The sequence below is a fragment of the Dyella koreensis genome (assembly GCF_044904565.1).
Classification (GTDB): Bacteria; Pseudomonadota; Gammaproteobacteria; order Xanthomonadales; family Rhodanobacteraceae; genus Dyella_D; species Dyella_D koreensis.
In genome coordinates, this window is record NZ_JADIKD010000012.1 from 179229 (window position 1) to 204638 (window position 25410).

20 protein-coding genes are annotated in these 25410 nt (G+C 65.7%); 19 read left to right on the forward strand and 1 reads right to left on the reverse strand.

All coding sequences use genetic code 11. The features are described 5' to 3' along the window. Window positions 1-2: 2 nt before the first annotated feature. From ISS97_RS16150 to ISS97_RS16170, 5 genes are read left to right on the forward strand one after another with little or no spacing between them, the layout of a single operon-like run. Window positions 3-749 (forward strand): T4 family baseplate hub assembly chaperone, encoded by a 747-nt coding sequence (locus ISS97_RS16150; RefSeq protein ID WP_379983586.1) that lies wholly within the window; start codon window positions 3-5, stop codon window positions 747-749. Beyond that, window positions 746-1486 carry a hypothetical protein gene (locus tag ISS97_RS16155; RefSeq protein WP_379983585.1) on the forward strand — a complete coding sequence of 247 codons (741 nt, stop codon included), beginning with the start codon at window positions 746-748 and terminating at the stop codon, window positions 1484-1486. The genes ISS97_RS16150 and ISS97_RS16155 overlap by 4 nt, the downstream gene beginning before the upstream one ends. Next, window positions 1483-2727 (forward strand): DUF4255 domain-containing protein, encoded by a 1245-nt coding sequence (locus ISS97_RS16160; protein WP_379983584.1) that lies wholly within the window; start codon window positions 1483-1485, stop codon window positions 2725-2727. Before ISS97_RS16155 ends, ISS97_RS16160 begins: the two co-directional genes overlap by 4 nt. Continuing rightward, window positions 2724-4892, forward strand: a complete 2169-nt coding sequence (locus ISS97_RS16165) for an ATP-binding protein (protein WP_379983583.1) — start codon at window positions 2724-2726, stop codon at window positions 4890-4892. The genes ISS97_RS16160 and ISS97_RS16165 overlap by 4 nt, the downstream gene beginning before the upstream one ends. Next, a complete protein-coding gene (locus tag ISS97_RS16170) occupies window positions 4889-5167 on the forward strand; it encodes a hypothetical protein (RefSeq protein WP_379983582.1) in 279 nt (92 codons plus the stop codon). The genes ISS97_RS16165 and ISS97_RS16170 overlap by 4 nt, the downstream gene beginning before the upstream one ends. Here the strand turns inward: ISS97_RS16170 and ISS97_RS16175 are convergent. Continuing rightward, window positions 5162-5371 (reverse strand): hypothetical protein, encoded by a 210-nt coding sequence (locus ISS97_RS16175; protein WP_379983581.1) that lies wholly within the window; start codon window positions 5369-5371, stop codon window positions 5162-5164. The genes ISS97_RS16170 and ISS97_RS16175 overlap by 6 nt on opposite strands. 21 nt (window positions 5372-5392) lie before the next feature. Here ISS97_RS16175 and ISS97_RS16180 point away from each other — a divergent pair, with 21 nt between their 5' ends. The 14 genes from ISS97_RS16180 (at window position 5393) to ISS97_RS16245 (ending at window position 25107) form a co-directional block, all read left to right on the forward strand. Next, the gene (locus ISS97_RS16180; protein WP_379983580.1) at window positions 5393-7075 is read left to right on the forward strand and encodes an eCIS core domain-containing protein; all 1683 of its coding nucleotides are present in this window, start codon (window positions 5393-5395) and stop codon (window positions 7073-7075) included. Between the two features lie 35 nt (window positions 7076-7110). Beyond that, window positions 7111-9063: an eCIS core domain-containing protein gene (locus ISS97_RS16185; RefSeq protein WP_379983579.1), complete on the forward strand. Its 1953-nt coding sequence runs from the start codon at window positions 7111-7113 to the stop codon at window positions 9061-9063. A gap of 149 nt (window positions 9064-9212) precedes the next feature. Beyond that, complete coding sequence (locus ISS97_RS16190; RefSeq protein WP_379983578.1) at window positions 9213-10871, forward strand: eCIS core domain-containing protein; 1659 nt, start codon at window positions 9213-9215, stop codon at window positions 10869-10871. 83 nt (window positions 10872-10954) lie between these two features. After that, window positions 10955-11710, forward strand: coding sequence for a CHAP domain-containing protein (locus ISS97_RS16195; protein ID WP_379983577.1), 756 nt, complete (start codon window positions 10955-10957; stop codon window positions 11708-11710). Then, window positions 11707-12366, forward strand: coding sequence for a hypothetical protein (locus ISS97_RS16200; protein WP_379983576.1), 660 nt, complete (start codon window positions 11707-11709; stop codon window positions 12364-12366). Before ISS97_RS16195 ends, ISS97_RS16200 begins: the two co-directional genes overlap by 4 nt. Next, window positions 12366-12686 carry a LysM domain-containing protein gene (locus ISS97_RS16205; RefSeq protein WP_379983575.1) on the forward strand — a complete coding sequence of 107 codons (321 nt, stop codon included), beginning with the start codon at window positions 12366-12368 and terminating at the stop codon, window positions 12684-12686. Before ISS97_RS16200 ends, ISS97_RS16205 begins: the two co-directional genes overlap by 1 nt. A 261-nt stretch (window positions 12687-12947) precedes the next feature. Next, the gene (locus ISS97_RS16210) at window positions 12948-14105 is read left to right on the forward strand and encodes a hypothetical protein (protein ID WP_379983574.1); all 1158 of its coding nucleotides are present in this window, start codon (window positions 12948-12950) and stop codon (window positions 14103-14105) included. Further along, window positions 14102-14608: a phage baseplate assembly protein V gene (locus ISS97_RS16215; protein WP_379983573.1), complete on the forward strand. Its 507-nt coding sequence runs from the start codon at window positions 14102-14104 to the stop codon at window positions 14606-14608. Before ISS97_RS16210 ends, ISS97_RS16215 begins: the two co-directional genes overlap by 4 nt. A 12-nt stretch (window positions 14609-14620) precedes the next feature. After that, window positions 14621-14944 (forward strand): hypothetical protein, encoded by a 324-nt coding sequence (locus ISS97_RS16220; protein ID WP_379983572.1) that lies wholly within the window; start codon window positions 14621-14623, stop codon window positions 14942-14944. A gap of 7 nt (window positions 14945-14951) precedes the next feature. Beyond that, window positions 14952-15323: a GPW/gp25 family protein gene (locus tag ISS97_RS16225; RefSeq protein WP_379983571.1), complete on the forward strand. Its 372-nt coding sequence runs from the start codon at window positions 14952-14954 to the stop codon at window positions 15321-15323. Beyond that, window positions 15320-18091, forward strand: a complete 2772-nt coding sequence (locus ISS97_RS16230; RefSeq protein WP_379983570.1) for a putative baseplate assembly protein — start codon at window positions 15320-15322, stop codon at window positions 18089-18091. Before ISS97_RS16225 ends, ISS97_RS16230 begins: the two co-directional genes overlap by 4 nt. After that, window positions 18088-21231 carry a putative baseplate assembly protein gene (locus ISS97_RS16235; RefSeq protein ID WP_379983569.1) on the forward strand — a complete coding sequence of 1048 codons (3144 nt, stop codon included), beginning with the start codon at window positions 18088-18090 and terminating at the stop codon, window positions 21229-21231. Before ISS97_RS16230 ends, ISS97_RS16235 begins: the two co-directional genes overlap by 4 nt. Next, window positions 21228-23477, forward strand: a complete 2250-nt coding sequence (locus ISS97_RS16240) for a hypothetical protein (protein WP_379983568.1) — start codon at window positions 21228-21230, stop codon at window positions 23475-23477. Before ISS97_RS16235 ends, ISS97_RS16240 begins: the two co-directional genes overlap by 4 nt. Window positions 23478-23487: 10 nt before the next feature. Further along, a complete protein-coding gene (locus tag ISS97_RS16245) occupies window positions 23488-25107 on the forward strand; it encodes a DUF6519 domain-containing protein (protein WP_379983567.1) in 1620 nt (539 codons plus the stop codon). The last annotated feature ends 303 nt before the right edge of the window (window positions 25108-25410 follow it).

Consider the following 25410-nt stretch of genomic DNA (forward strand, 5'->3'; position numbering starts at 1 on the left):
GCATGCGCACGCCGAGCGCCAGCGAGTTGCTGCACGTATGGGAGCGCGGCGGCGCACAGTCCGCCGTGGCCCGCGGACTCGCGTTGCTCGATATCTGCTGTGGCGAAAACGTGCCGGAAGCGTTGGCCGGAATGCCGCTGGGCCAGCGCGATGCCTTGCTGCTGCAACTGCACGCGCGCCTGTTCGGCACGCAGCTCAACGGGGTGGCGAGCTGTCCCGCCTGCGGCGCGATGGTGGAGGCCAGCTTCGATTGCGACGATCTGCTTGCCATGCAGGGCGACGCGGGCGACGACGTCGCGCGCATCCTCACACTGCACTTGCCCGCCAACGAGATGCAGGTGAGCTTCCGTGTGCCCAACAGTGGTGACCTGCTGGCGCTGGAAGCCTGTGCGGATGCGTCGTCGGCGCGGCAATTGCTGCTCGAACGCTGTCTTGTCGACGTGGAAGGCGCGGCGGATACCGAGCCGCGCTCACTGCCGCCAGAACTGCAGGCCGAGATGGTGCAGGCGATGGCGACAGCCGATCCGCAGGCCGATGTGCAACTGGCTTTCACTTGTCCCGGTTGCGAAGAGCAATGGCAACCCATGTTCGATATCGCGCGGTTCCTGTGGCAGGAGCTGCATGCCTGGGCGCTGCGCGTACTGCGTGACGTTGACACACTGGCGCGCGTCTACCACTGGAGCGAGGCGGACATCCTCGCGCTCAGTCCGCGGCGTCGCCAGGCCTACCTGGAGCAATGCGTGTCGTGAGCGACTTTCTCGACCGGCTGGCGGCAAGGGCGATCGGCAGCGACAGCGTGCTGACGCCGCGGCTGCCGTCGTTGTTCGAGCCCATGCAGCGTGTAGCGGTGATGCCGTCCATGCAGGATGTCCAGGAAGAGCGGGACCGTTTGCCCGTCGGCGATGAAGTTACCGCGACGCCACCAACGCCAACGTCCAGAAGCAAGGCGGCCGATGCTGTCGATCCTGTGGAAGCGCGACGTGCACCGCTGCCTGTGCGCGAGCAAGTGGCGCCACCCGCACAGCACGAGCGCATCGTGTTCAAGGAAGCGGCCCCGTCCGCCGTGCCGCAAACGGCGCGACCTGCTGAAGCTACACAGCTACACACGACGATTATTCGTCACACGGAACATGACGTCGTATCACGCGATGCCGTGCGTCCACGACAGACCCGCCTGGAGCCCGCATCCACGCCCCCCATGGAACGATCCCGGGAGGATCGGGGCGTCCTGCTGCCGCCCGCGGCTCCCGTGTTCGCGACGCCGGTCGCCACGGCGGCACCGGCGCGCAGGCCGGAGTCGTCACGATCCGCCGCTGCATCCAATGGACTTCCGCACAGCGAGACTGGCGAAACGACGGTGCACGTCAGCATCGGCCGGCTCGAAGTGCGCGCCGCGCCGGCCGCCACTCCGTCACGCCGCGCGGAAGCGCCACGACCGAGCAGTCTCGACGACTATCTGCGCCAACGCGGCAAGGCATCGCCATGAGCAATGTCCTCGCCATCGCCGCCGCCACGCGCACGCTGCGCAACGTGCTGCTTTCCCGCATGCCGCTGCTGGATACCGACCTCAGTGACCTGGAGGTGACACTGCAGCCGCCGGATCTCGCGCGCAAAGGCATCAGCAAGGCACAGCTCAATCTGTTTCTCTATCAGGTCGTCTACAACGCCGGCTGGCGCAACATGGACATGCCCGGCCGCGTGCGCCCCGGCGAAACCGCGCAGCCGGCACTGGCGCTGAATCTGCATTACCTGATCACCGCGTGGGGGCGCGGCGATAGCGACAACGACGCGGTGAGCCACCGGGTGCTCGCGGCGGCGATGAGCACGCTGCATGATCGTCCGCTGCTCGACGGCGACGACATTCGCAACGCGTTGCCCAACAACGACCTCGCGGACCAGATCGAGCGCGTGCGTCTCACGCCGCTGCCGCAGAGCGTGGACGAACTCTCCAAGTTGTGGACCGCGTTCCAGACCAACTATCGGGTGTCTTCCGCGTACGAGGCGACGGTGGTGCTGATCGACAACCAGTCGCCGTCGCGCGCCAGCCTGCCGGTACTGCGGCGCGGCGCGCAGGATCGCGGCGTGATCAGCACGGCATCGATGGCGCCCTCGCTGAGCGGCGTGGCGCTGCCGCACTCACAGGCGGCGGCGCGGCTGGGCGACGATCTCATACTCAGTGGCAGTCAACTCAATGCGGCCAACGTATTGGCCCGTTTCAACAGTCTGCGCCTCGATGCGCCGGTAGACGTGGCGCCAACCGAAGGCGCCGCACCGGGTACGCTGCAGGTGCATCTGGCCGACAGCGTCGAGGATCCGCAGGCGCCATCGCGCTGGGCGCCGGGCATCTACACCGTGTCGCTGCTGGCGCAGCCCTCGGGATTGCCGGCGCTGCTCAGTAACGAGCTGCCGTTGGCATTGGCGCCGGTCATCACGATCAGTCCGCTCACCGGATCGCCCGGCACGCAGCATTTGAGCCTGACCTGCCTGCCGCGCATCCGCGATGGGCAGCGTGTTTTCCTGCTCTTTGGCGATCAGTTGGTAACGCCGAAGAGCATCACCAATCCGGTGGACCCGCATCAACCCACCGCGCTGACCTTCGATGTGCCCGGCGTAAGCACCGGGACCTACACCGTGCGCCTGCGCGTGGACGGCGCCGACAGCATTCCGGTCGATTTCACCGGCCCGGTGCCGGTGTTCGCCAGCAACCAGCAAGTGGTGGTGTCATGAGCGATTACGCGCAATGGCTCGCCGCCAACGACCAATACCTGGCCACCGCGCTGGCCGATTTGCGCGCGCGGCTGCAACGCGCCGCGGGCCAGGACACCGCGCCGGCCACTGCCGCGCGCAGCGTACCCGTGGTTCCCATGACGGTGGCGCCGACAATGGCGACGACCGAGACTCGGCATACGTCGTGGCTCGCCCGGGTGTTCGGCGACCACGCATCGCATGCCGCACCGCCCGCACCTTCGGTAGCGCCGGATAGTCAAACCGACCAGCCGGACCCGCAGGCGGCCGAGCCGTCGCCGGCTTCGGTGGCCTTCGACACATCGCCCGATCAGGCCAAGGCGACGTCTTTTGTACCTGCGCTGCAACTGCTTGCACAGCGTCTTGGCCTCTCTGATTTCGAGCGAGATGTGTTGCTGCTGTGCATCGGTATGGAACTGGATACGCGCATGCCGGCACTGTGTGCGCAGGCGCAGCACGACCCGACCAAGCCGTGGCCCACCTTCGCCCTCGCATTTGCAGTGCTGGACCAGCCGAGCTGGGATGCGCTGTCGCCGGAACGCCCGCTGCGCTACTGGCGCCTGCTGGATATCCACCAGCCCGGGCCGCAGCCCTTGATCGGCGCCGCGCTGAGCGCGGACGAGCGCATCGTCAATTTCGCCAAAGGCCTCAACTACGTCGATGACCGGCTGATGCCATTGCTGACGCCGTTAAGCGCCGCGGGCTTGCCGCCGTCGCAGCAGGCAGTGGTGGACCGCATGCTGGACAGCCTGCGGCATGTACCGGTCGGCGAGCCTTTGCCCACGGTGCAACTGATCGGCGCCGACAGCACGAGCAAGCAGGCCATCGCGCAGACCGTCGCGACGGCCTTCGGCGCGCAGGCGTTCCGTCTGTCGGCGTCGTTGCTGCCATCGGGCATTGCCGAACAGGAAACCCTGGTGCGGTTGTGGCGTCGAGAGAGCCAGTTGATGCCGGTGGCACTGTACGTCGACGCGGCATCCATCGACGGCGCCGACGCGGCGGCCAGCCCGGTGCGGCGTTTCTTTTCGCGAGTCGGTGGACTGGTGTTCGTGGATACCCGCGAGCCATGGAATGACAACGCCACGCATGCGTTGAGCGCGGATGTGACCAAACCCACCGCGATGGAACAGCGCACGCTGTGGCAGCGCCTGTTGGGCGAAGGTGCCGATCAGCACTCGCGGCAATTGGCAGGCCACTTCGATTTCAATCTCGGCAAGATCGGGCAGATCGCGCACACCGCGCTGGCCGCAACCGAGCAGAAAGCCGATGGACTCGGCGATGCGCTGTGGCAGGGCGCGCTGTCGCGCACGCGACCGGCGCTCGACCAGCTCGCGCAGCGCATCGAGCCCAAGGCCACCTGGGATGACCTCAAGCTGCCCGAGACCGAGAAAAACCTGTTGCGCCAGATCGCCGACCAGGTCGCGCAACGCAGCACGGTCTACGACGATTGGGGTTTCCGCGAACGCATGAATCGCGGCCTGTCGATCAGCGCGCTGTTCGCCGGCGAAAGCGGTACCGGCAAGACCATGGCGGCCGAGGTGATCGCCAACGCGCTGGGGCTGTCGCTGTACCGCATCGATCTCTCGGCGGTGGTCAGCAAGTACATCGGCGAGACCGAAAAGAACCTGCGCAAGTTGTTCGACGCGGCGGAGGAGGGTGGCGCGATCTTGTTCTTCGACGAGGCCGACGCCTTGTTCGGCAAGCGCAGCGAGGTGAAGGACAGCCACGACCGCTACGCCAACATCGAAGTGAACTATTTGCTGCAGCGGCTGGAAAGCTTTCGTGGCCTGGCGATCCTCGCCACCAATATGAAAAGCGCGCTGGATACCGCCTTCTTGCGCCGCATCCGCTTCGTCGTGAATTTCCCGTTCCCCGGCGTCGCCGAACGCGAGGCCATCTGGAGTTCGGTGTTTCCGGCGAAGGCTGCGATCGGTCCCCTGGACATCGTGCGTCTCGCCAGGCTCGCACTGACGGGCGGCAGCATCCAGGGTATCGCGTTGAACGCTGCATTCCTTGCGGCCAAGGCCGGCGCGCAAGTCACCATGCCGCTGATTCTGGAGGCGGCGCGCGCGGAATTCCGCAAGCTCGACAAACCGGTCAACGAGGCTGACTTCCGTTGGCTGGAACGTGCCGGGGGCCAGTCATGAGCATCGTGCTGCACATCGAGCGGCTGGTGCTGGACGAGGCGCTGCTCAATGGCGAGCGTGCCGGCGCGGTACGCACAGCGATCGAACGCGAACTGGCGCAACGCCTTGCGCAGCCCGGTGCCATCGGGGCGTTGCGCGGCATCGGCACAGTGGAGACGTTACCGCCGGCCACCTTGCCCGCCCCCGCGCATCCGCGCGAACGGTTGGGGACGCGCATCGCCACAGCCATGCATCAGGGATTGGGTATCGGCCATGGTGGGCGGAGAACATCATGAAAGCCCGGCGCCGCGCACCAGCACGCCAATACGCGGCAGGGAGTGGCGGCCATGGCTGAGCTGTCGGTCAAGACTGCCAAAACGGCGGATGTTGCCTCGACCCAGGGCGGGCTGCGACTGCGCCGTAAATGCGCCTGCGGTAACCATTCGCCAGACGGCGGCGAGTGCGAGAGCTGCAAAAAACGTCTTCAGAGAAAAAGCCATGCCGGTGCGGCGCCGGGAAGCGTGCCGCCGATCGTGCACGATGTGTTGGGCACGGCGGGACGGCCGCTGGATGCGGCCGCGCGCGCGTGGATGGAGCCTCGCTTCGGTCACGACTTCAGCGGCGTGCGCGTACATACCGATGGCCGCGCCGCCGATTCCGCGCGCGCCGTGGGCGCGCTGGCGTACGCGGTCGGCCAGCATGTGGTGTTCGACCATCATCAGTACGCGCCGCATACGCCGGCGGGCCGGCATCTGTTGGCGCATGAGCTGGCCCATACGATCCAGGATCCCGGCAGCGGCGCCCTGCATCCATCGCTGGAGATCGGCGACGCCAGCGATGCTACCGAACGTGCCGCGGATCAGGCGGCCGACGCGGTAACGCGTGGCGACAAGGCAAGCGTGGCGCCGGCAGGCGGCGGTGTGATCCGCCGCCAGATGCGCGAGTGCACGGCCAGTCCCGGGCAGACACCGGACCAACGCCTGGTGAGCTGCCCGGATGATGGTGACTTCCGCGTCACCATGAACCTGTCGGACCAGCCGGCCCGGCCGGAAACGCGAGTCACGGTGAACCCCGGCTGGAACAACCAGAGCATCTGGTTGAACATCGCCGTCTGCCGCGGCGGCACCGCAGTCACCATTACGCCGAATATCAACTTGCCGCAGGCGGTGGGTGCGGCGGTGGCCAACCTGACGGCAGGTTCGGATCTGCTGAAGGGAGTCAGCATCACGCCTGGCTTGACCTTCACCATTGCGCAGAGCAACAGCTTCACCTTCACCGTGGGACCGACGGTGACGCTGGACAAGCAAGGCGTAAGCGGCGTCGGCGGATCGGCGGAGGTAAAGACCAAGGATGTGGACGTCAAGGCCGACGTCACCTACGACCCGCGCAGCAAGACCGGCTTCCTCAACTTCACCTTCAGCGGCGGCTCGGCCCAGCCGGCCGTGGATTGCCACACCAAGGGCAAGCAGTACGTGGTGTTCAATTGCGAGCGCATCAGTCATGTGGCTGAAGTGCCAGCCGTGGCCGAGGAGAAAGAGACGCTCAGCGAAACGCGCTACGTCTTCTTTGAATACGCCACCGACAAATTCCGCCGCGACCTGGCCTTGCCGGTCAAGGATGTCCAGGATCTGGTCGGCAAGGGCTACAAGGTCGATTCCATCCGCGGCTTCACCTCGCCGGAAGGGCCACGCGGTACCGAGAACAAACCCAAGTTCGAGGGCAATACGCAATTGGCGATCGATCGCGCCAAGGCGGCGAAGCAATGGCTGCAGACCGGTGACGTCTGCAAGGGCTGCGACCTCAGCGGTGTGGAAGCGGAAGGGCAAGGAGAGTTGCCGCCGGTGCAGGGCAAGCAGGAACCCGAGCCCAAGGGCCGCACGATGGAGAAGGGGGCCGTTGACGAGTTTCTCGGCAAGACACCCGGCACCACGGCCGATCCGCTGGCGCCGAGCGACCCGGCCGAGCGCGAAAAATTCGAGAAGTTGCCGTTCAACGAGCAGCGCGATCGCGCCTTCAAGGCGATGCGGCGCGCCGCCATCGGGTTCAAGCGCGTCGTGACGAAACGCGAAGCGCAGCCGGGCAAAGCGGCCCACGATGAATTCAAGGCCGCCGATTGCCCGGACAATGTGATTGCGGCCGCGCAGAAATCGTTCGGCATCAATGTCACGACCGGCGCCATCTTGCCGCCTTCGGGAGGCAAATAGTGGACACGCGGGCTTCTCAACAGGCACGCCGGCCCGTGGCACCCGCAGTCGCTGGCGCGATGCGGTTGCAGCGCAAATGCGCTTGCGGTACACACGCACCGGGCGCGGGCGAATGTCCGGAATGCCAGAAGCGCAAAGAGACGCGTGCGCAAGCCAAGCTGACGATCGGGGCGCAGGATGATGCCTTCGAACGTCAGGCCGACACGGTGGCGGATGCCGTCGTGCGCAGCACGGGTCGTATCGGGAGCCCTTTGCACGAGACGTCCACGATCCGGCGCGCGCCGATGGCCGGCGCCACCGGCGGCGTCGCTTCGCCGCAAGTGGATGGTGTGCTCAACAGCGCCGGTCAAGGGCTGGATGCCGCCACGCGCTCCTTTATGGAGCCGCGATTCCAGCAGGACTTCAGCGGCGTGCGCGTGCATGCCGATGCCCAGGCTGGCGTATCCGCCAGGGCGATGGGCGCACTGGCGTATACGGTGGGCAACCATGTGGTGTTCGGGCGCGGCCAGTTCCAGCCGCATACCAGCGCCGGCCGGCATTTGCTGGCGCATGAGCTGACTCATGTGGTGCAACAGGGCGAAGGCGTCCTGCGTCGCGCGCCCGATCCGGCGGTGCTGAAGGAATTCGACGAGCGCGCCACCAAGATCAAGAAGGACAAGGTACTGCTGAAGCAGCCCTTCACCGCGCAGCAGGAGGTGAACCAGATTCTCACCGAAGCGCGCAAACGCGATGACCCGCTGTACTACGTGGGCAAGATGGAAGAGCTGCTGGCGACCAAGGAGCAGTCGGCGGAGGAGCAGGCCAAGGAAACCGCGGCAGAAACCAAGGACGCCGCCGATGCCGAGACGACACGTGCCGCCAGCGCGACAGGGCAGGCTCATGCAGGCGATGAGGAGGCGGTCAGCGCACAGCCCGGCCGCGTCTTCAGCAAGCAGAAGGCGCCGGGCGGCGAAACCTTCCTGATCGATGCGCGCGACGTCACCAATATCGCGGTCAAGGTGAAGGTGCATCTGATCCGCGCCGGCAAGGGCACCGCGGACGATGTGAAGCGCGTGAAGTCGATGGAGGATGCCATCGAGAAGCGCTCGGCGACGCTCGGCTACAGTGTGGATCTGGATTTCGTAGAGAAGTCGGGCGCGGACGTGTTCGACGTGAAAGTCGACACCAGCCAGTGGACCGTGTCCGACAACTGGGTCGGCGACGACGCAGCCATGGCGCATGAGCTGCATCACCGCCTGGGCCTGGAAGAGGACCGCTACAACTACATCGAGGCTCACGCGACCAACGAGAAGATGCACGTCGCGGACCGCATTCACTGGTTCCTGATGGAGCTCAACAAGAAGGTCGACAACAACCCCAATTCCATCATGAACGACAACGTGCATTCGCCGCTGGACGACGATGTGTGCCGAGTCGCGGGCAAGAAGACCAAGGCCGATGTCGATGCCTGCGTGGAACAGCGCACGCAGGCACGCAATAAAGTGATCGGTCCTCCGCTCGGCATGGCGGCACGCTGGGCCTACAAGGCATTCGAACGCCTGTCAGGACTTGCGCCGGCGCCGGCGCATCCAGAGAAGAAGGGTGAGCCGACGATGGAGGAACTCATCCAGCGCCGCGCAGCGGGCATGGCGACGCAGTTGTTCGGCGCCTCAGTGCCCACCGACAAACTGGCCGATCACATTGGCGCGACGCGGATGGAATTGACGCTGTGGAACCTGCAACTGGTATCCGCGCTGATCGACGGCTGCGATAGTTCGCCGACGGTGTCGCAGCAGGAGCGGCCGCGCATCCGCCTGTGCCCGGAGTTCCTGCGGATCGGCCCGGAGCAACAAGCGAACGCGCTGTTGCGCGAGGCGTTCCACGTAACGGGCATCGGCAACGCCGGCACCGATGCGGCATGCGCCACACCCGGCTGCGACGATGCTTGCGGCGACGCCAACAATGCCGAAGCCTGGGCGCGCCTTACCCGTTGCGTGGCGGAGATATGAGCATGGCACGGCAACGGCCAGCGACTCGCAGCATGACGGCGGAATCCGCGCGGAGCCGTGGTGCGACAAACCTGGTTCAGCGCAAATGTGGCTGCGGCACACATAGCACCGGTGGCGAATGCAGCGAATGCGCCAAGAAGCGCGAGCTGGTGCAGCGTAAAGGAGGGCACGGCACGGCGGGACACGAGGCGCCGCCTATCGTGGGCGAGGCGATCCAGTCGTCCGGGCAGCCCTTGGCGCCCACCACGCGCTTGTTCATGGAATCGCGCTTCGGACAAGACTTCAGTCAGGTGCGCGTACACACCGATTCGACGGCGGAGCGGTCGGCGCACGCTATCAACGCCCAGGCCTACACCGTGGGCCAGGATGTGGTTTTCGGTCGGGGGCGCTATGCGCCCGAGAGCGGATCCGGGCGGCACTTGCTGGCGCACGAGCTGGCGCACGTGGTGCAACAGAAGACCCTGTCCACCGGGTTGCAGCGGCTGACGATCGGCCAGCCCGATAGTCCGCTGGAGCGCGCCGCCGATGTGGCGGCCGACGCGGCGCTATCCGGACATGTCATGCCAGCGGCGTCCGGCGGTGCGGATACCGGCAGCGTGCAGCGCGCTGGCATGGGCGATGTGCACGAGGCGGAGGGTCGTCAGCTCGAACTGGATGCGCGCGCCGACGCGGCCGCGAAGAAAACCGTAGGCCCGATGGACGGGAAGTTGCTGACGCCGGAAGAACACACGGCGATCGATACCATGCTGACCAAGGACAAATTGCCCGCGGCCACCCCTCTGGCGCATGCCCAGGGCGCGAACTTTCTGTTGCACGACACTTCGTCGCCAGTTGGTGCCGCATCGATTGCCAAGGAGAAAGCCGAAGGGCGTGGCCCACTGGGCAAGGGCGTGAGCGCCTATGCCCCGCGCGACGATGCGCCGACCGTCGCCCGGCCGGATTTCTTCGAGACCAGGCGACCGACCACGACGGAGCGCGAGAAAGCGCTCGATGTGTTTGCCGTGCCTGCCGACGCGAAGTTGAAGCCGGACAAGCGGCTGGAGGCATGGACCGCGCGGCGTGATGCGCTGTTGCGGCAGGCCTGGGATGCCGCCACGCCAACAGCGCAGCAGGCCGCCATGGACGATGCCCTGGCCGGCAAGAACCTCACCCCGGCGGAAATCACCGCCGAGGAAAAAGGCACGACGAAGAAGGGCAAGGGCAAGAAAACCAAACACGTGCCAGGCGCGGCCGAGCAGCTGGACAGCGCCTCCACCGCCAAGATCATGACCACCGGCGGCTGGACCGTCGGCGAACTATGCAAGAAAAACGACTCGGCGGGCAGCAAGAGCGTCGCTCAACCCGGGTCCGAAAAAGCGATGCAGGGCGCGTGCGACGGCCTTCGCTCCTATTTCGGGCAACGCGAAGTGCGCACCGCTTATACAGCGAGCGTAGAGATCGTCCAGGAGGGTGTGAAGAGCGATAAGGGTAATCAGAACACCTGTGATCCCAAGAACCCGAACCTGACGCCGCTGCCGAGTCCACCCTACAGCGACAACCAGTACGCGAGCGTGACCGGGCTTTACCTGCGCGCCGCGCATATCGCCGGACGGTTTCCCGCGGTGACCACGCATTTTGTCGAGGACGCTTTTATCCAGGGCCACTGCGATCCTCGCTGCTTCGATCTTGGGCGTCTGTATAGAGAAATCGCCGCGCGGATCGGTCACCCGGCGGGCTGCACTTATGGACCGATCCCCAGCTACGGACGCACCTGGGGCACCAACAACATCTGGTGGGACGACGGCGTATGTCACGGGAAACCTCCATGAGCGCCCACCCGATTGGGGTAACGGTCCCGTCCCGCGCTGTCGCGCGGTTTGCGTCACAGCGCCACATCGGCGGAGCACTGAGCATGGACACATTGCGGAAAGGCGACCAGGGACCGCAAGTCGCCCAACTCCAGCAACTGCTGACGCAGCGCGGTTACTCCGCGCCGGCCAGCGGCGTTTTCGACACGCGTACCTGGCAAGCCGTGCGCGCCTTCCAGACGCAGAACCTCGATCAGCATGGCCAGCCGCTGGTCGTAGATGGCACGGCCGGTCCGCTGACCTGGTGGAGCCTGCAGAATCCCAAGCCGTCGATCGTCACGCCGACTGCGGTGGATTACACCGTGATGCCGGCGACGGGCGGCAGTGCGCGCGGACGCGCGGCGCTTGCTATCGCCATCGGCGAACTGAAAGCGGGCGCGTGCGAAGAGGGCGGCAATAACTGTGGTCCGTTCGTGCGCAAGTATCTGGCGCCTGCCGGTGTAGCCGAAGGCAACCCGTGGTGCGCGTCCTTCGTCAGCTACTGCTATCTGCAAGGCGCTGGCGGCAATCAGGCGCAGATGCCATTCGCGTACACGCCGAGCGCGCGCGACATGCTGGCCGAGTTCAAGCAACAGGGTTGGGCTTCGACACCGGGTGACGGCTACGTGCCGCAGCCTGGCGACATCGTGGTGTGGTGGCGAGTGAGTCTGGCCGGCTGGCTGGGGCATGTCGGCATGGTGCATTCGGTCAAGGACGGCATGCTCTACACCATCGAAGGCAACCGCAGCCCGAGTGTGCAGGGCTTCTCTTATGTGCTGAGCCGCATGGACAAGCTGCTCGGCTTTGGACATGTGCCATGAGCGGCTTCCCCGGCTCGCCGCGCATTCTGAAGGGCGGCATCGTACTGATCGATCCGGACAGCTCGGCGGTGCTGCGTGTGATCGCGCTGCAGTACAACCCGGATTCGATCACCCGCTCGTTGCAGGTGCAGGCGATCAGCGCGGATGGTGGCGACCGCTCGGAAGTGTTGCGGCTGAAAGGTCCGCCGGTCGAGACGATCAAGCTGGAAGCGGAGATCGATGCCACCGACCAGCTGGAGTTCCCCGAGCGGAACCCGATCGCCACGCAGAGCGGCGTGTTCGCCCAGCTCGCCGCGCTGGAAACCATGATCTATCCCACCAGCGGGCAATTGAACACCAACGACATGCTGTCGCAGATCGGTACGTTGGAGATCATCCCGATGGAAACGCCGCTGGCGCTGTTCGTGTGGAGTCAGACGCGCATTCTTCCGGTGCGTGTGACCGAGTTGAGTATCACCGAAGAGGCTTTCGACACCGCGCTCAATCCGATCCGCGCCAAGGTGAGCCTCGGCTTGCGCGTGCTGTCGGTGAACGACGTGCCGAGCGGGCACAAGGCGGCAAGCCTGTTCATGAGCTATCTGCAGAACAAGGAGCGGCTGGCCGGCACCGCGCCGGCGATGCCGTTGTCTGCGTTGGGCATTACGGGAGTGCCGTGATGAGCGTTATTTTTCCACCGACCAGCCGCTATGCGTTGACGCCGACGGGGACCTTCGTGCGCGCGGACGGCACGCCGGTCACTTATCTCAAGCGCCGCTTCGTGCCTGCGCCCGAGAATTTCGCATTGCTGCAATGGCATCGCGTGGTACAGGGCGAGCGGCTGGACAACATCACCGCGCATTACCTCGGTGATCCCGAGCAGTTCTGGCGGCTGTGCGACGCGAATCGTGCGCTGCGCCCGGATGAACTCACCGAGACCGTCGGCCGCAAGCTCGCTATTACCTTGCCGGAAGGTATTCCGGGGGTGCCGCATGCCTAAGGCCACGCTGACCAAGTATCGCCATCGTCACCAGCCCTGTCTGTCCGCAGGCCGCAGGGCCGTCGGCGAAGGCAGACTGGTGGTCTGTCGAGACGGCGGACCGAAGGCATGTGGACAGACAGGGCTGGCCCCAACATATGAAATGTCGAATGACGGGGTGACCCCAGGAAGGCTCGCAGGCCGCGCCGCGCAGCTTGCCAAGACAGCCAGTCTTCCCTGCGCCGCGCGGCGCGGCCTGCAAGCCTTCCTGGGGTCATGACGATGGCGATACTTGGTCAGCGTGGCCTCGGGGGCGTGCACCTGACCTTATTGGTCGGACCTGTGGTGCCGGTGCCGGTGCCGCAGATGGTGCTCGATGCGCTTACGCAGATCGAAGTGGTGCAGCCTGACGAAGCGGCCGGCGCGTTCACCCTGCAATTCACCCTGAGCGTGCAGTCGCCGCTGCACACCTTGTTTCTGCTCAGCGGCGGTGGCGTGGTGCCGCTGTTGCGGGTCATCGTGGTGGCGACAGTGAACGGCACGCCGCAAGTACTGATCGACGGCGTGGTGACCAAGACGGAAGTCACACCCGGCGCCGACCAGCGCCACACCAACCTGCAGGTGACCGGCGACGACCTCACCACCGTGATGCAGAAGCTTGAATTCTCCGGCCTGCCGGGGTTGCCGTATCCGGCGATGCCGGCCGAGGCGATCGTCGCCTTGCTGCTGGCGAAGTACGCGTTTCTCGGCGTAGTGCCGCTGGTGATCCCGAGTATCGCGTTCGATGTGCCGATTCCCACCGATCGCATTCCGACCCAGCAGGGCACCGACCTGGAATACATCCGTCTGCTCGCCAGCCGTGTCGGCTACGTGTTCTATATCGAACCCGGTCCGGCGCCCGGCATGAGCACGGCGTACTGGGGACCGAAGATCAAGGTGGGCGTGCCGCAGCCGGCGCTGAATGCGGATATGGACGCGGGCAGCAATGTCGAAAGTCTCAGCTTCAGCTACAACGGCAATGCGCGCAGCCTGCCCATCGTCTACATCCAGAATCCGCAGACCAAGATACCGCTGCCGATTCCGATTCCCGACATCGGCCCGCTCAATCCGCCGCTCGGCCTGATCGATCCGCCGCCGCAGACACTCAACCCGCTGCCGGAAACGGCCAAGTACTCGCCGGTGCGCGCGCTGTTGCTGGGCATGGCGGAGGCGGCCAAATCCGCCGATACCGTGACCGGCAAGGGCAGCCTCGATGTGGCGCGCTACGGCCGCGTGCTGAAAGCGCGGCAGCTGGTCGGTGTGCGCGGTGTCGGCCCCGCCTTCGATGGCCTGCACTACGTGAGCGAAGTGCGCCACACCATCAAGCGCGGCGAGTACAAGCAGAGCTTTAGCCTGTCGCGCAAGGGCCTCATCTCCACCGTGCCGCTGGTGCCGCCATGACCAAGTACTACGGCAAATACCGCGGCACCGTGATCCAGAACGTGGACCCCGAACAGCTCGGCCGCATCCAGGCGATGGTGCCGGATGTGTCCGGCCTGCTTCCCTCGAGCTGGGCGATGCCGTGCGTGCCGTTCGCCGGTAAGCAGAGCGGCGTGTACGTGGTGCCGCAGATCGGTGCAGGCGTGTGGATCGAGTTCGAGCAGGGTGATCCGGATTACCCGATATGGAGCGGCGGCTTCTGGGGTATCGCGGCTGAGGTGCCTGCGCTTGCGCTCGCGGGAAATCCGGTCAGTCCCAGCGTGGTGTTGCAGTCGGGTCTGCAGAACACGATCTCGATCAGCGACCTGCCGGGACCCACCGGCGGCATCCTGCTCAAGAGCACCACGGGCGCGATGATCATGGTCAACGACATCGGCATCACCATTTCCAACGGCAAGGGCGCCACCATCGTGCTGGCCGGGCCCACCGTCACCATCAACAACGGCGCGCTGGTCGTGACCTAGGAGCGATGCGCGATGCCCGGTTTCCTCATCCATGTCGGTGCCAGCGTGCTTTGTTCGCACGCGGGGCAGGCGCAAGCCACGATGCCGAATCCGCGCGTGATGGTGAGCGGCCAGCCCACCGTCGCCATATCGGGACCGTGGTTGATCGCCGGTTGCGCGTTTCCGCCGCCGCCCGCCGCCAACGGTCCTTGTGTCAGCGCCCAGTTCGTCACGGCGGCGACACGGGTCACTTCCAATGGACAACCGCTGCTGTGTTTGGACAGCCAGGCGATTTGCGCGCCTACCGGCACGCCGCTGCTGATCGTCGCCAGCCAGGTGCGCGTCAGCGCCATGTGAGGACGTCATGGACACCGCGATCAATATCGATTTCCCCTATGGCTTCGACCGCCGCGGCCGCACAGCGTCGACCGACAACGACGACCATGTGCGCGACATGATCGAGCAACTGCTGTTCACCCGCCCGGGCGAGCGCGTGAACCGGCCGGACTTCGGCAGCGGCTTGTTGCAGATGGTGTTCGCGCCAAACAGCCCGGAAGTGGCTGCCGCGTTGCAGTTCACCCTGCAGGCGGCCTTGCAGCGCTATCTCGGCGACGTCATCAGCGTCGGCGCGCTGCAAGTCACCAGCAACGATTCGACCCTGCAAGTGGATCTCAGCTATACCGTGCTGGCGACGGGTGACGCCCGCACGGCGAGCTTCACGCGGAGCACGCCATGAGCACGACGGTGAATGCGCCCTCGGTAGTGCCGATCGGCTGCGGCCTGTTGCCCGCCTGCAGCGATGAGGCGCGGCGCGAGCGGCTGCGCCTTTCCGGAAAACTCAACGGCATCGACTACGTGGAAGTCGGAGACGACGGCGTAACCCTGTGCGTGCATCTGTTCGGCCCGATACCCGCGGGCATCGCGGTTGCCAATGTGCGCGTCAGCGGCGGCGATCGCATCACCGGGTTGCGCGTGCTCAGCGTCAGCGAAGAGAACGAGCCGGCGATGCACGACGATGTCTGCCTGCGCGTCGTGCTGGATCGCGAAGGCGATCACTCAACCTACTGCCTGTGCCTGGTCGATGCAGCCTCGGGCAACGATCCCGCCGGCTGGATCGCCTATCCCGGGTTCGATCCACGTTATGCCTGCGCCGCGCTGCGTTTCCGGCTGGACTGCGCCAAGGATCTCGACTGTGCGGCGGAAACACTCTGCGTAGAGGCACCGGCACCGCTGCCGGAAATCAACTATCTGGCCAAGGACTACGCCAGCTTCCGCCAGCTGTTCCTCGATCGCATGGCGCTCGACGCGCCAGCCTGGCAGGAACGCCATGTGCCCGATATCGGTATCGCGCTGGTCGAAGTATTGGCCTACACCGCCGACTATCTCAGTTACTACCAGGATGCCGTGGCCACCGAGGCGTATCTGGCGACGGCACGACGGCGCATCTCGGTGCGCCGGCATGCGCGGCTGGTGGACTACCGCATGCACGAAGGCTGCAACGCGCGCGCGTTCGTGGCGCTGTCGCTGCCGGCCGGCGAAGTGACGCTGGATCTCGCGGAGATGTTGCTGCTGGTGCCACCACCTGCGCAGGAAGACGTCAAGGCCGGCACGATCACCGCGGCGGAACTGACGCGTGCGCGTGCCAACGGTGCGCTGGTGTTCGAACCGATGCCGCTGGATGGCGCGACCTCGATCACCGTGGTCGCCGCGCACAGTGCGATCCACCTGTACACCTGGGGCAATGAGCTGTGCTGCCTGCCGCGAGGCAGCACGAGGGCGGTGTTGCTCGACGCGCCGCCGCCTTCCGTTCCGACAACGCCCAATGCCGGCGCCACGGCGGCACCGTCCATGGATGTGGCCTCCACGGCGACCGCGCAGCGCCGATTGAAGCTGCAAGTCGGGGATCTGCTGATCCTTGAAGAAGTTCTGGGGCCCGCCACCGGCAACCCGGCCGATGCGAATTCGGAACATCGCCATGCCGTGCGGCTGACCGAAGTGCTGGAGATGGTCGATCCGCTCGATGGCAGCCTGCTGCTGCAGGTGAGCTGGGATGTCTGCGATGCACTGCCGTTCGATCTGTGCCTGTCGGTGCGCAAACCATCGCCGGATTGCGCGTGGCTGCATGACGTCAGCCTGGCGCGAGGCAATGTGCTGCTGGTCGATCACGGCGACCACGTGCCGGGACAATGCACTTGCGACCCGATCTGCGCGCCGCCGGCATTCATCGACGATACCGACTATCCCGGCCTGAGCCAGGCGCTCGCCGCGATGCCCGATGCCTGCATGCGCTGCGACGCGCTTGCCGAGAATTGCTGGCTGGTATCCGGCAGCGAGCAATATGACTGCTGCCGTTGCGAAGGCGCGGTCCAGGATGTGTTGCGCCCGCCCACGGACACCGGCCATGTGCTGCCCGGCACGCCGCTGACCTGGGCCGAACCCTTGCCCGATGGCCCCAATGCACCTGTGTGCCGATTGATGGTGCGCGATCCGCGCGCGGCGCTGCCGCAGCTCGATGTTTATGGCGGTGCGCTGGATGGCGTGTTGTTCAAAGGTACGCCTGCCGCGCAGTGGCATTGGCAGGCGCGGCAGGATCTGCTGGAGAGCGGTCCGGACGATCGCGACTATGTGGTCGAGATCGACGACGACGGTGCCGCGCACCTGCGTTTCGGCGATGGGGTGCTCGGGAGGCAGCCGCAGGCCGGTGATTTCTTCCGCGCGCGGACACGCCTCGGTAATGGAGCCGTCGGCAATGTAGGGCGCGAGAGCATCGTATGGCTGGCGTTGAAATCCGGCGATCAACCGGATGGCCTGGTTCCGCGCAATCCGCTGCCGGCGAGCGGCGGTACGGCGGCGGAGACGCTGGCCGAAGTGAAGTTGTATGCGCCTGGCGCGTTCCGCGCGCATCCGCTGCGCGCCATCACCGCCGACGACTACGCCATGTTCGCCGCGCGCGAGCCGGCGCTGCAGGGTGCAGCCTGCACGCTGGACTGGAACGGCAGCTGGTACGAGGCGGACGTGGTGGTCGATCCGCTGGGCCGCGAGTCGCTGCCCGGCGCGCTGGCCAGGCAGATCAAGCGCGATCTGCATCCGTATCGACGCATCGGCCACGACATCGCCGTGCGCGGCGCGTGCTATGTGCCCTTGTTGATCGAGCTGATGGTCTGCGTGCTGCCGGATTTTCTGGTGGCGCATATACAGGCGGAGCTGATCGATCGCTTCAGCGCCGGCCTGCGCCGTGACGGCACGCCAGGCTTCTTCCACCCGGATCGCTTGCGGCTTGGCCAGCCGGTCAGCGCCAGTGCGTTGATGGCTGAAGCCCAGGCCATCACCGGTGTGGCCCATGTGGAAGTGATCACGCTGGCACGCATGGATGGCGGCAAGAAGGGCGAGGTGCCGGATGACGGCCTGCTCGACATAGCGGCGACCGAGATCGCGCAAATGGACAACGATCCGGACCATCCCGACCACGGCAGTATCACGTTCACGATGGGAGGTGGCCGATGAGCTGCTGCAGCGCCTGCGGCCAACATGCCTGTGCCTGCGGATGCGGCGCCGGTACGCGCACGCCGCGTTCCCTGTACAACCGGCCCGGGCTGGACAGCCTGGTCTATCGCGTCGGTAGCTACGCCGATTTTCGCGCCACCATGCAGATGGACTTGAGCGATGCCGCCTTGCCGGCGCTGGCCGCACTGCGCACGCGGGACCTGGACGATCCGTCCATGGCCTTGCTCGATGCCTGGGCGATTGGCGCCGACGTACTGAGCTTCTATCAGGAACGCATCGCCAACGAGGGTTATCTGCGCACCGCCACCGAACGTTGCTCGGTGCTGCAGCTCGGCCGCCTGGTGGATTACCGCCTGCGGCCCGGCGTGGCGGCCAGCGTGTATCTGGCCTACACCATCGACGACAACTCGCCGACGGTGACCATTCCCGCGGGCGCCAAGGCGCAGTCCGTGCCGGCGCCCGGCGAGCAGATGCAGACGTTCGAAACGGCCGAGCCGCTGGAGGCGCGCAGCGCGTGGAATGCACTGAAGCCGCGACTGAGCCGGCCACAGAACATCACAGTGCAAACCATCGGCGACCTCGGCGAATTGTGGATCGCCGGCACCAGCAGCAACCTCAAGCAGGGTGATCGGCTGTTGTTCCTGTTCGGCGAACTCGCCACCGGCGTGCAGGCGGTGCGCATGGTGCAGTCGGTGGAGCCGCAGACGCAAAACGATTGCAGCAGGATTCTGCTGCGGCCACTGGAGCCGATTGCCGTAAAGATCATCCAGGCCGCGAATGTGGCCATCGATGCGCTGAATGCTTCCAGCGCCGGGCCGAATCACGACGAGTGGCTGTATGCCTTGAATTGGGTTCGCAAGCTGCTGCTGTTCGGTGGCGATACGACTGATAGCTACGACGCGCTGATGAAGCCTCCTTTCGGCAACGATGATCCGTCGCCGGGACCGCCGCCGGTCGATGTGTTCGCGGCGGCTGCGCAGGCGGCGTTCGGCAGTGGGTCGGATGGAACCGGCGGCTTCCCGGCTTCGTTCTCGTCGCTGTTCCAGGCGCTGACCCTGATGCCGACGGTGCAGCCCGCGAACAATTTTCTGCTTCCGCGCAACCTGGCTGTCGCCCTGGGCACGGCCAGCGATGCGAGGCCGCAGCTGTTGTTGAATTTCGAAACGAGGCTGGTGGATACCTTCTACGGATCGTGGACGGGTATACCGAACGGCGTACCGTCGCCGAAACTCAGTGGCGTGTTTGCACTGCGGCTCGCTGCGCCGATGTTCGGCTACAACGCGGTCGTGCCGATGGGGCTCGCGCCCAATACGGACAGCGCTACCAAAGCGGCCATACCGTTTGTATCGGTACCCGGCAATGACTGGCAGCCCAGCGAGACGCCCGACGTCGTGCGGCTGGACAACGCTTACGACAGTGTGGCTGTGGACAGCTATTTGCTGATCAATCCGTCGTCGTGGAATAACGCCGATCTGCCCTTCGTGGCCCAGGCCCGAAGTGTGCAGATCCATCCGCGCACGGCCTACGGGATCAGCGGCAAGACCACGGAAATCGCGCTGGCCAAACAAGGCAGCGATCCCTTGTGGGACGTTTCGGGCGATTCGAGCATCGCCCGGCTGCGCAGCACGCAGGTATTCGCGCAGAGCGACGCGCTGACGCTGGCCGATCAGGCGATTACCGACGATGTCGGCAATGTCAGCGCCCCCAGTGTGCCGACTGACGGCGCAACGCGGCTCACGCTGGACGCGGCCGTCGACGGACTCAAACCCGGTCGCTGGGTGATCGTGGAAGGCGAGCGCGCCGACGTGCCGAGCGACAACGCGGTGACCTCCGCCGAACTGGTCATGCTAGCCGCGGTGGAGCAGGGCGTGGACGCGCAGCTATCCGGCGATACCGTGCACAGCACGCTGGTGTTTGCCAACAAGGGCCTCGCCTACAGCTACCGGCGCGACAGCGTAAAGGTGTATGCCAATGTGGTCCGCGCCACGCACGGCGAGACGCGGAACGAAGTGCTCGGTTACGGCAATGGCGCCACGCCGATGCAGACCTTCACGCTGAAGCAATCGCCGCTGACCTTTGTATCTGCAGCCACGGTCGACGGCGTGCAGAGCACACTCAGCGTGGTGGTCAATGGGATGCACTGGCATGAGCTGCGCAATCTGGCGTTCGCCGAAGCGGGCAGCCGCAGTTTCGTCACCAGCATCGACGACAGCGGCAAGACCAGTGTGACCTTTGGCGACGGCAGCCACGGCGCGCGCCTGCCTACCGGCATGGAAAACGTCGCCGCGACTTACCGTAACGGCATCGGCACACCGGGCAATGTGAAAGCCGGCCAGATCAGCCTGCCGACGACCAAGCCGTTGGGCGTGAAGCAGGTGATCAATCCCTTGCGTGCTTCCGGTGGCGCGGATGCGGAAACACGCGACCAGGCGCGCCGCAATGTGCCCCTGGCGGTGCTTGCCCTGGACCGGCTGGTCTCGATTACCGATTACGCCGACTTCGCGCGCACCTTCGGCGGTGTGGGCAAGGCAGCGGCGGTCAAGCTGGGTGCCCAGGTGTGCGTAACCATTGCCGGCGCGGCGGACGCGCCGGTCGACCCGACCTCCGACCTCTACCGAAACCTGCTGCAGGCGCTACAGAAGTACGGCGATCCTTCGTTGCCGGTGAGCCTGGATGTGCGCGAACTGATCTCGCTCACGCTGAGCGCGAAGGTAGGGCTGGCGACCGACTATGTCTGGGAAGCGGTCGAGCCGCTGGTGCGCGCGGCCTTGCTCGACCGCTTCGGTTTCGATCGGCGCGGGCTGGCCCGCAATGTCTATCTCAGCGAGATCGTCGCCTGTATCCAGGCGGTGCGCGGGGTGGCCTGGGTCGATGTGGATGCGTTCGGCTCGATGGACGAGGCGACCCTGCTGGAAGGGTTCGGTGCCGACGATCCGGGTGGCGACAAGAACACGGGCGAAAAAAGTACGCTTGCCGTGGTGTCGAAGTCATCCGCTGCGTCGCAACTGGGGACGGTGAACCAGCGCGTGCAGGCGCTGCCCGCACGCTATGACGACAGCGGCAACCTGCTGCCGGCGCAGCTCACTTACTTCCTGCCCACCGTACCCGACACGCTGTTGCTGCAGGAGGCCAAGCCATGAGCGCGAACCCGGATCGCCTGTACGACCTGATGCCGGTGGTCTACCGCATGCGCGATGCGGAGCAGGGCTATCCGCTGCGCGATTTTCTGCGCGTGCTATCCACCCAGGCCAATGTGCTGGAACAGGACATCACGCGGCTCTACAACAACTGGTTTATCGAGACCTGCGATGACTGGGTGGTGCCGTATATCGGTGACCTGCTTGGCTACGGCCTGCTGCCGGAAGCAGCGACGCTGGCCGATAGTGGCGCGCATGCTGCGCGTCTCGGGCGCGTGCTGGCACCGCGTGCCGACGTGGCCAATACGATCGATGCGCGTCGTCGCAAGGGTACGTTGTCGCTGCTGGAAGACCTGGCGCGGGATGCCGCGGGTTGGCCGGCGCGCGCGGTGGAGTTCTACCGCTTGCTGGGCTGGATGCAGCATCTGGATCACCAGCACCCGCATCGCGGCGGCACTGCAGACCTGCGCGATCCCGGAACGCTGCAGCGCATCGGCTGGGCCAACGGTGCGTTCGATCCGTTCGCGCATAGCGTCGACGTGCGGCGCATGAGCAGCCACCATCGCCGTGGCCGTTATGGCATTCCCGACCTGGGCCTGTTCGTGTTCCGCCTGCGCAGCTATCCGGTGACAGTGACGCCGGCTTATTGCCTGGAAGAGCGCGGCCCGCACTGCTTCACCTTCAGCGTGCTGGGCAACGACACGCCGCTATTCCAGCGGCCGGTGGCCGAGAGCGTGCCCACGCATATTGCGCAGGAGATCAACCTGCCGGTGCCGTTGCGCCGCTACCGCTTCGCCGAGCGCGGCGCGGATGCCGACTACGCGAGCGTATCCGCCGCGCTGTATGGCGAAGACAAGAGTGTCCTGATCTATGCGCCCGATTGGCCGTCCAAAGGGCAGGGGATGCCGGTGCCGCGCGAAGCGCTGATGCCCGCCGACCTCTCGGGCTGGCGCTACCAGGTGCCGCGCGGCCGGCTCGCGGTGGACCCGGAACGCGGACGCATGATGTTCCCGGCCAATCAACGCCCCAAGGGTGGCATCTGGGTGTCGTACTGCTATGGCTTCGCCGCCGACATGGGTGGTGGCGAGTACGCGCGGATCACCCCCGAGCTGGAGCACGCCACACGCTACATCGTTCATACCGCGCTGCCCGGCAACGACCCAGCCAAGAACCCGCTGCCCGCGGGACACTACGCCAGCATCGCCGATGCGCTGAAGGCCTGGGCCCAGGCCAAGGCGGCCGACGCCACGCTGCGCTCGCTGATCATCGAGCTCGCCGAGAGCGGTGTCTACGAAGGCAGCATCGATCTGCAGCTGGATGCAGGTGAAGCGATCCAGCTGCGCGCAGCCGAGCGCACCCGGCCTGTGCTGCGCCTGCTCGATGTGCGCGCCAGCCAGCCGGATGCATTGAGCGTTGGCGGCGGCGCCGGCAGCCGCTTGTTGCTGGACGGTCTGCTGGTGGTGGGCCGCGGCATCGAAGTACACGGGCCGGTCGGCGACGACAGCACCACCGAGTTGCAGCAGGATCTGTGCGAGCTGGTGATCCGCCACTGCACGCTGGTGCCGGGCTGGGCACTGCATTGCGACTGCGATCCGAAGCGCCCGGGCGAGCCGAGCATCACCCTCGACAGCACGCGCGCGTCGTTGCGCATCGAACAGAGCATCGTCGGCGCCATCTCGGTGATCAGCCCACCACAGCGCGGCGAGCCGCCGACGCTGCAGGTATGCGACAGCATCGTTGACGCGACCGGCGTCGAACGCGTGGCGCTCGGCTCGCCCGACGAGGCAGTGGCGTATGTCGAGGCAAGCCTGCGGCGCTGCACCGTGATCGGTGAGATACAGGCGCACAGCATCCGTCTGGCAGAGGACAGCATTTTCACCAGTGTCGTGCGCGTGTTGCGCCGGCAATCAGGCTGCGTCCGTTTCTGCTACGTGCCGCCTGGTTCGCGCACGCCACAGCGTTTCCACTGCCAGCCTGATCTGGCGCTCGCTGCGGCGACCACCGATGCGGCCCGCGCGCAGGAAACCCTGCGCGTAGTGCCTCAGTTCCGCAGCCTTCGCTACACCGCGCCCCATTACGCACGCCTGGACGATGGCTGCTGCGAGGAAATCCGCAGCGGCGCCTCCGACGAGTCCGCGATGGGCGTGTATCACGATTTGTACGAGCCGCAGCGCGAAGCCAACCTTGTTTGGCGTCTGGAAGAATACGTGCCCGCGGAAACCGACGCCGGCATTCTCTACGCGAGTTAGGAGATCGACCATGAAAGGCGACTTCGCACGTGTCACGTTCGATCCGACACGGCACTACAACCGGGTGTTGCAACAGCAGGGAAGGGTGCTGCTGGAGGCTGACTGGAACGAGCAGGCCGGTATCCAGCTGCATCTGCTGCACACTTTGATCCGCGATCTGGTGGGGCCGTGTTGGGCCGTGGGTAACGGCTTTTCGATCGCGCAACAGCCGCATGTGGCGGACTGGCAGTTGCAGGCGGGGCATTTCTACGTCGATGGCATCCTTTGCGAAAACGACGTGTTATGCACGCTGGGAACCCAGCCCTATGCGCCCGCGCCAGCCGACGACGGCGGCGACTGGAACAACCCGCCGGCGAGCTTCGCGTTGTGGCTGGATGTGTGGGAGCGGCATCTCTCCGCCATCGAAGCGCCGGGCATTGCCGATGTCGCGCTGAACGGTATCGACACCGCGACGCGGGCACAGACCGTATGGCAGCTTCGCCTGCTGGATCTCGATACGGCACACGAAACCGCGCCACTGGATGCAGCCACGGCTGCGCTCAATCTTCGTTTGCTCGCAGCGACGACCGATGCGGAGAAGGCCGCGATCAAGCAGCAGCTCGACGCGATCGCCCAGCTGCGCAACAGCCTCGCCACCGGCGCCGCTGGGAACAACAACGACCCATGTAACTCGCTGCGCTTGATTCTGGGCGCGCGGGCTGCCTATGCATGGCCGATGCTGCGTGCGCAACTTGGGCCCGTGGTATCAGACAGTGACTCCTGCATCATTGCCGCCGACGCACGCTATCGCGGCTGCGAGAATCAGCTGTATCGCGTGGAAGTGCATCAGGGCGGGATGGCCAGCAGTGCGAACGCGACCACCACCACCGACTTCAAATGGTCGCGCGAGAACGGCTCGGTGATCTTCCCGATCGTCAACGCGGTGAGCACTCCGCAGAACGACGGCAGCGCGCAGCTCGCGGTATCGCTGGCCAACCTGGGCCGCGACCAGCGGCTGGGGCTGGCGGTGAACGACTGGGTGGAGCTGGTCGACGATGACTACACGCTTGCGCAGCGCGCTTCTCCGCTGTTGCAGGTGATCGCCATCGATATCGCCCAGCGTCTGGTGACACTGGCGGTGCCGAAGAATGTCACCGCTTATGCGGTCAGCAACGATCCGAAGAAACACCCTTTGTTGCGCCGCTGGGACCAGAGCCAGAACCTGGATGCGCAAGGCTGCGTGTCGCTGGTGGAGGGCGAGTTCATCGATCTGGAGGACGGTGTGCAGATTCGCTTTGAACCCGGTGGCATCTACGCTACCGGCGATTACTGGCTGATTCCCGCGCGCGTTGCCGGCAATGGCACGCTCGACTGGCCGCAGGCGGCGGACGGCTCGGCTGTCGCCGTGAAATCGCGCGGTATGCATCGTCAGGCCGTGCTCGGCATATTCGGCGCGCAAGGTGCCTATACCGAATGCTGTTGCCGCTTCGATTCGCTGTGCGCCTTGATGAAGAACTCGGTGAGACGATCGACCGATGCCATCGTGGCCGCTCCGGCTGTGGCGCCGATGTTTAATTCAGTCGTAACGACGGGAGCGACTGCCAAGGTCGCGAAGAAGCGCGGCACCGGGGCGAACAAACCATCCGGCTAGGCCGATACGCGCGGCGATCCATCGCATGATGGATCGCCGCGCTTCGTGCCGGAGGGGGGCGTGGGTTTCCGCGCGCTCTTGATCGCCGGCGCCGCATGGCGGCGCATGATGCCGGTGAACGCTTGTATGCCACAGGTCACTCGCCGAAGCGGGCTTTTCGGGAGTTGTGGCACATGCGAGTGAACCGGGCGGCAATGAAGACTGGCCTCCGGCCGGTTGCCGATGGCGCGTTGAATCACCCACAGGACGGTTGAACGACTATGAAGCGTATTCCGCTGGCGTTAGCTGCAGGCGTTTCTTTCG

Coding starts and splice junctions, on each gene's coding strand:
- ISS97_RS16165 (WP_379983583.1), top strand. CDS start 2,724: ATGAGCGATTACGCGCAATGGCTCGCCGCCAACGACCAATACCTGGCC.
- ISS97_RS16230 (WP_379983570.1), top strand. CDS start 15,320: ATGAGCACGACGGTGAATGCGCCCTCGGTAGTGCCGATCGGCTGCGGC.
- ISS97_RS16215 (WP_379983573.1), top strand. CDS start 14,102: ATGACCAAGTACTACGGCAAATACCGCGGCACCGTGATCCAGAACGTG.
- ISS97_RS16175 (WP_379983581.1), bottom strand. CDS start 5,371: ATGGCTTTTTCTCTGAAGACGTTTTTTGCAGCTCTCGCACTCGCCGCC.
- ISS97_RS16225 (WP_379983571.1), top strand. CDS start 14,952: ATGGACACCGCGATCAATATCGATTTCCCCTATGGCTTCGACCGCCGC.
- ISS97_RS16245 (WP_379983567.1), top strand. CDS start 23,488: ATGAAAGGCGACTTCGCACGTGTCACGTTCGATCCGACACGGCACTAC.
- ISS97_RS16220 (WP_379983572.1), top strand. CDS start 14,621: ATGCCCGGTTTCCTCATCCATGTCGGTGCCAGCGTGCTTTGTTCGCAC.
- ISS97_RS16210 (WP_379983574.1), top strand. CDS start 12,948: ATGGCGATACTTGGTCAGCGTGGCCTCGGGGGCGTGCACCTGACCTTA.
- ISS97_RS16235 (WP_379983569.1), top strand. CDS start 18,088: ATGAGCTGCTGCAGCGCCTGCGGCCAACATGCCTGTGCCTGCGGATGC.
- ISS97_RS16195 (WP_379983577.1), top strand. CDS start 10,955: ATGGACACATTGCGGAAAGGCGACCAGGGACCGCAAGTCGCCCAACTC.
- ISS97_RS16200 (WP_379983576.1), top strand. CDS start 11,707: ATGAGCGGCTTCCCCGGCTCGCCGCGCATTCTGAAGGGCGGCATCGTA.
- ISS97_RS16160 (WP_379983584.1), top strand. CDS start 1,483: ATGAGCAATGTCCTCGCCATCGCCGCCGCCACGCGCACGCTGCGCAAC.
- ISS97_RS16240 (WP_379983568.1), top strand. CDS start 21,228: ATGAGCGCGAACCCGGATCGCCTGTACGACCTGATGCCGGTGGTCTAC.
- ISS97_RS16170 (WP_379983582.1), top strand. CDS start 4,889: ATGAGCATCGTGCTGCACATCGAGCGGCTGGTGCTGGACGAGGCGCTG.
- ISS97_RS16150 (WP_379983586.1), top strand. CDS start 3: ATGCGCACGCCGAGCGCCAGCGAGTTGCTGCACGTATGGGAGCGCGGC.
- ISS97_RS16205 (WP_379983575.1), top strand. CDS start 12,366: ATGAGCGTTATTTTTCCACCGACCAGCCGCTATGCGTTGACGCCGACG.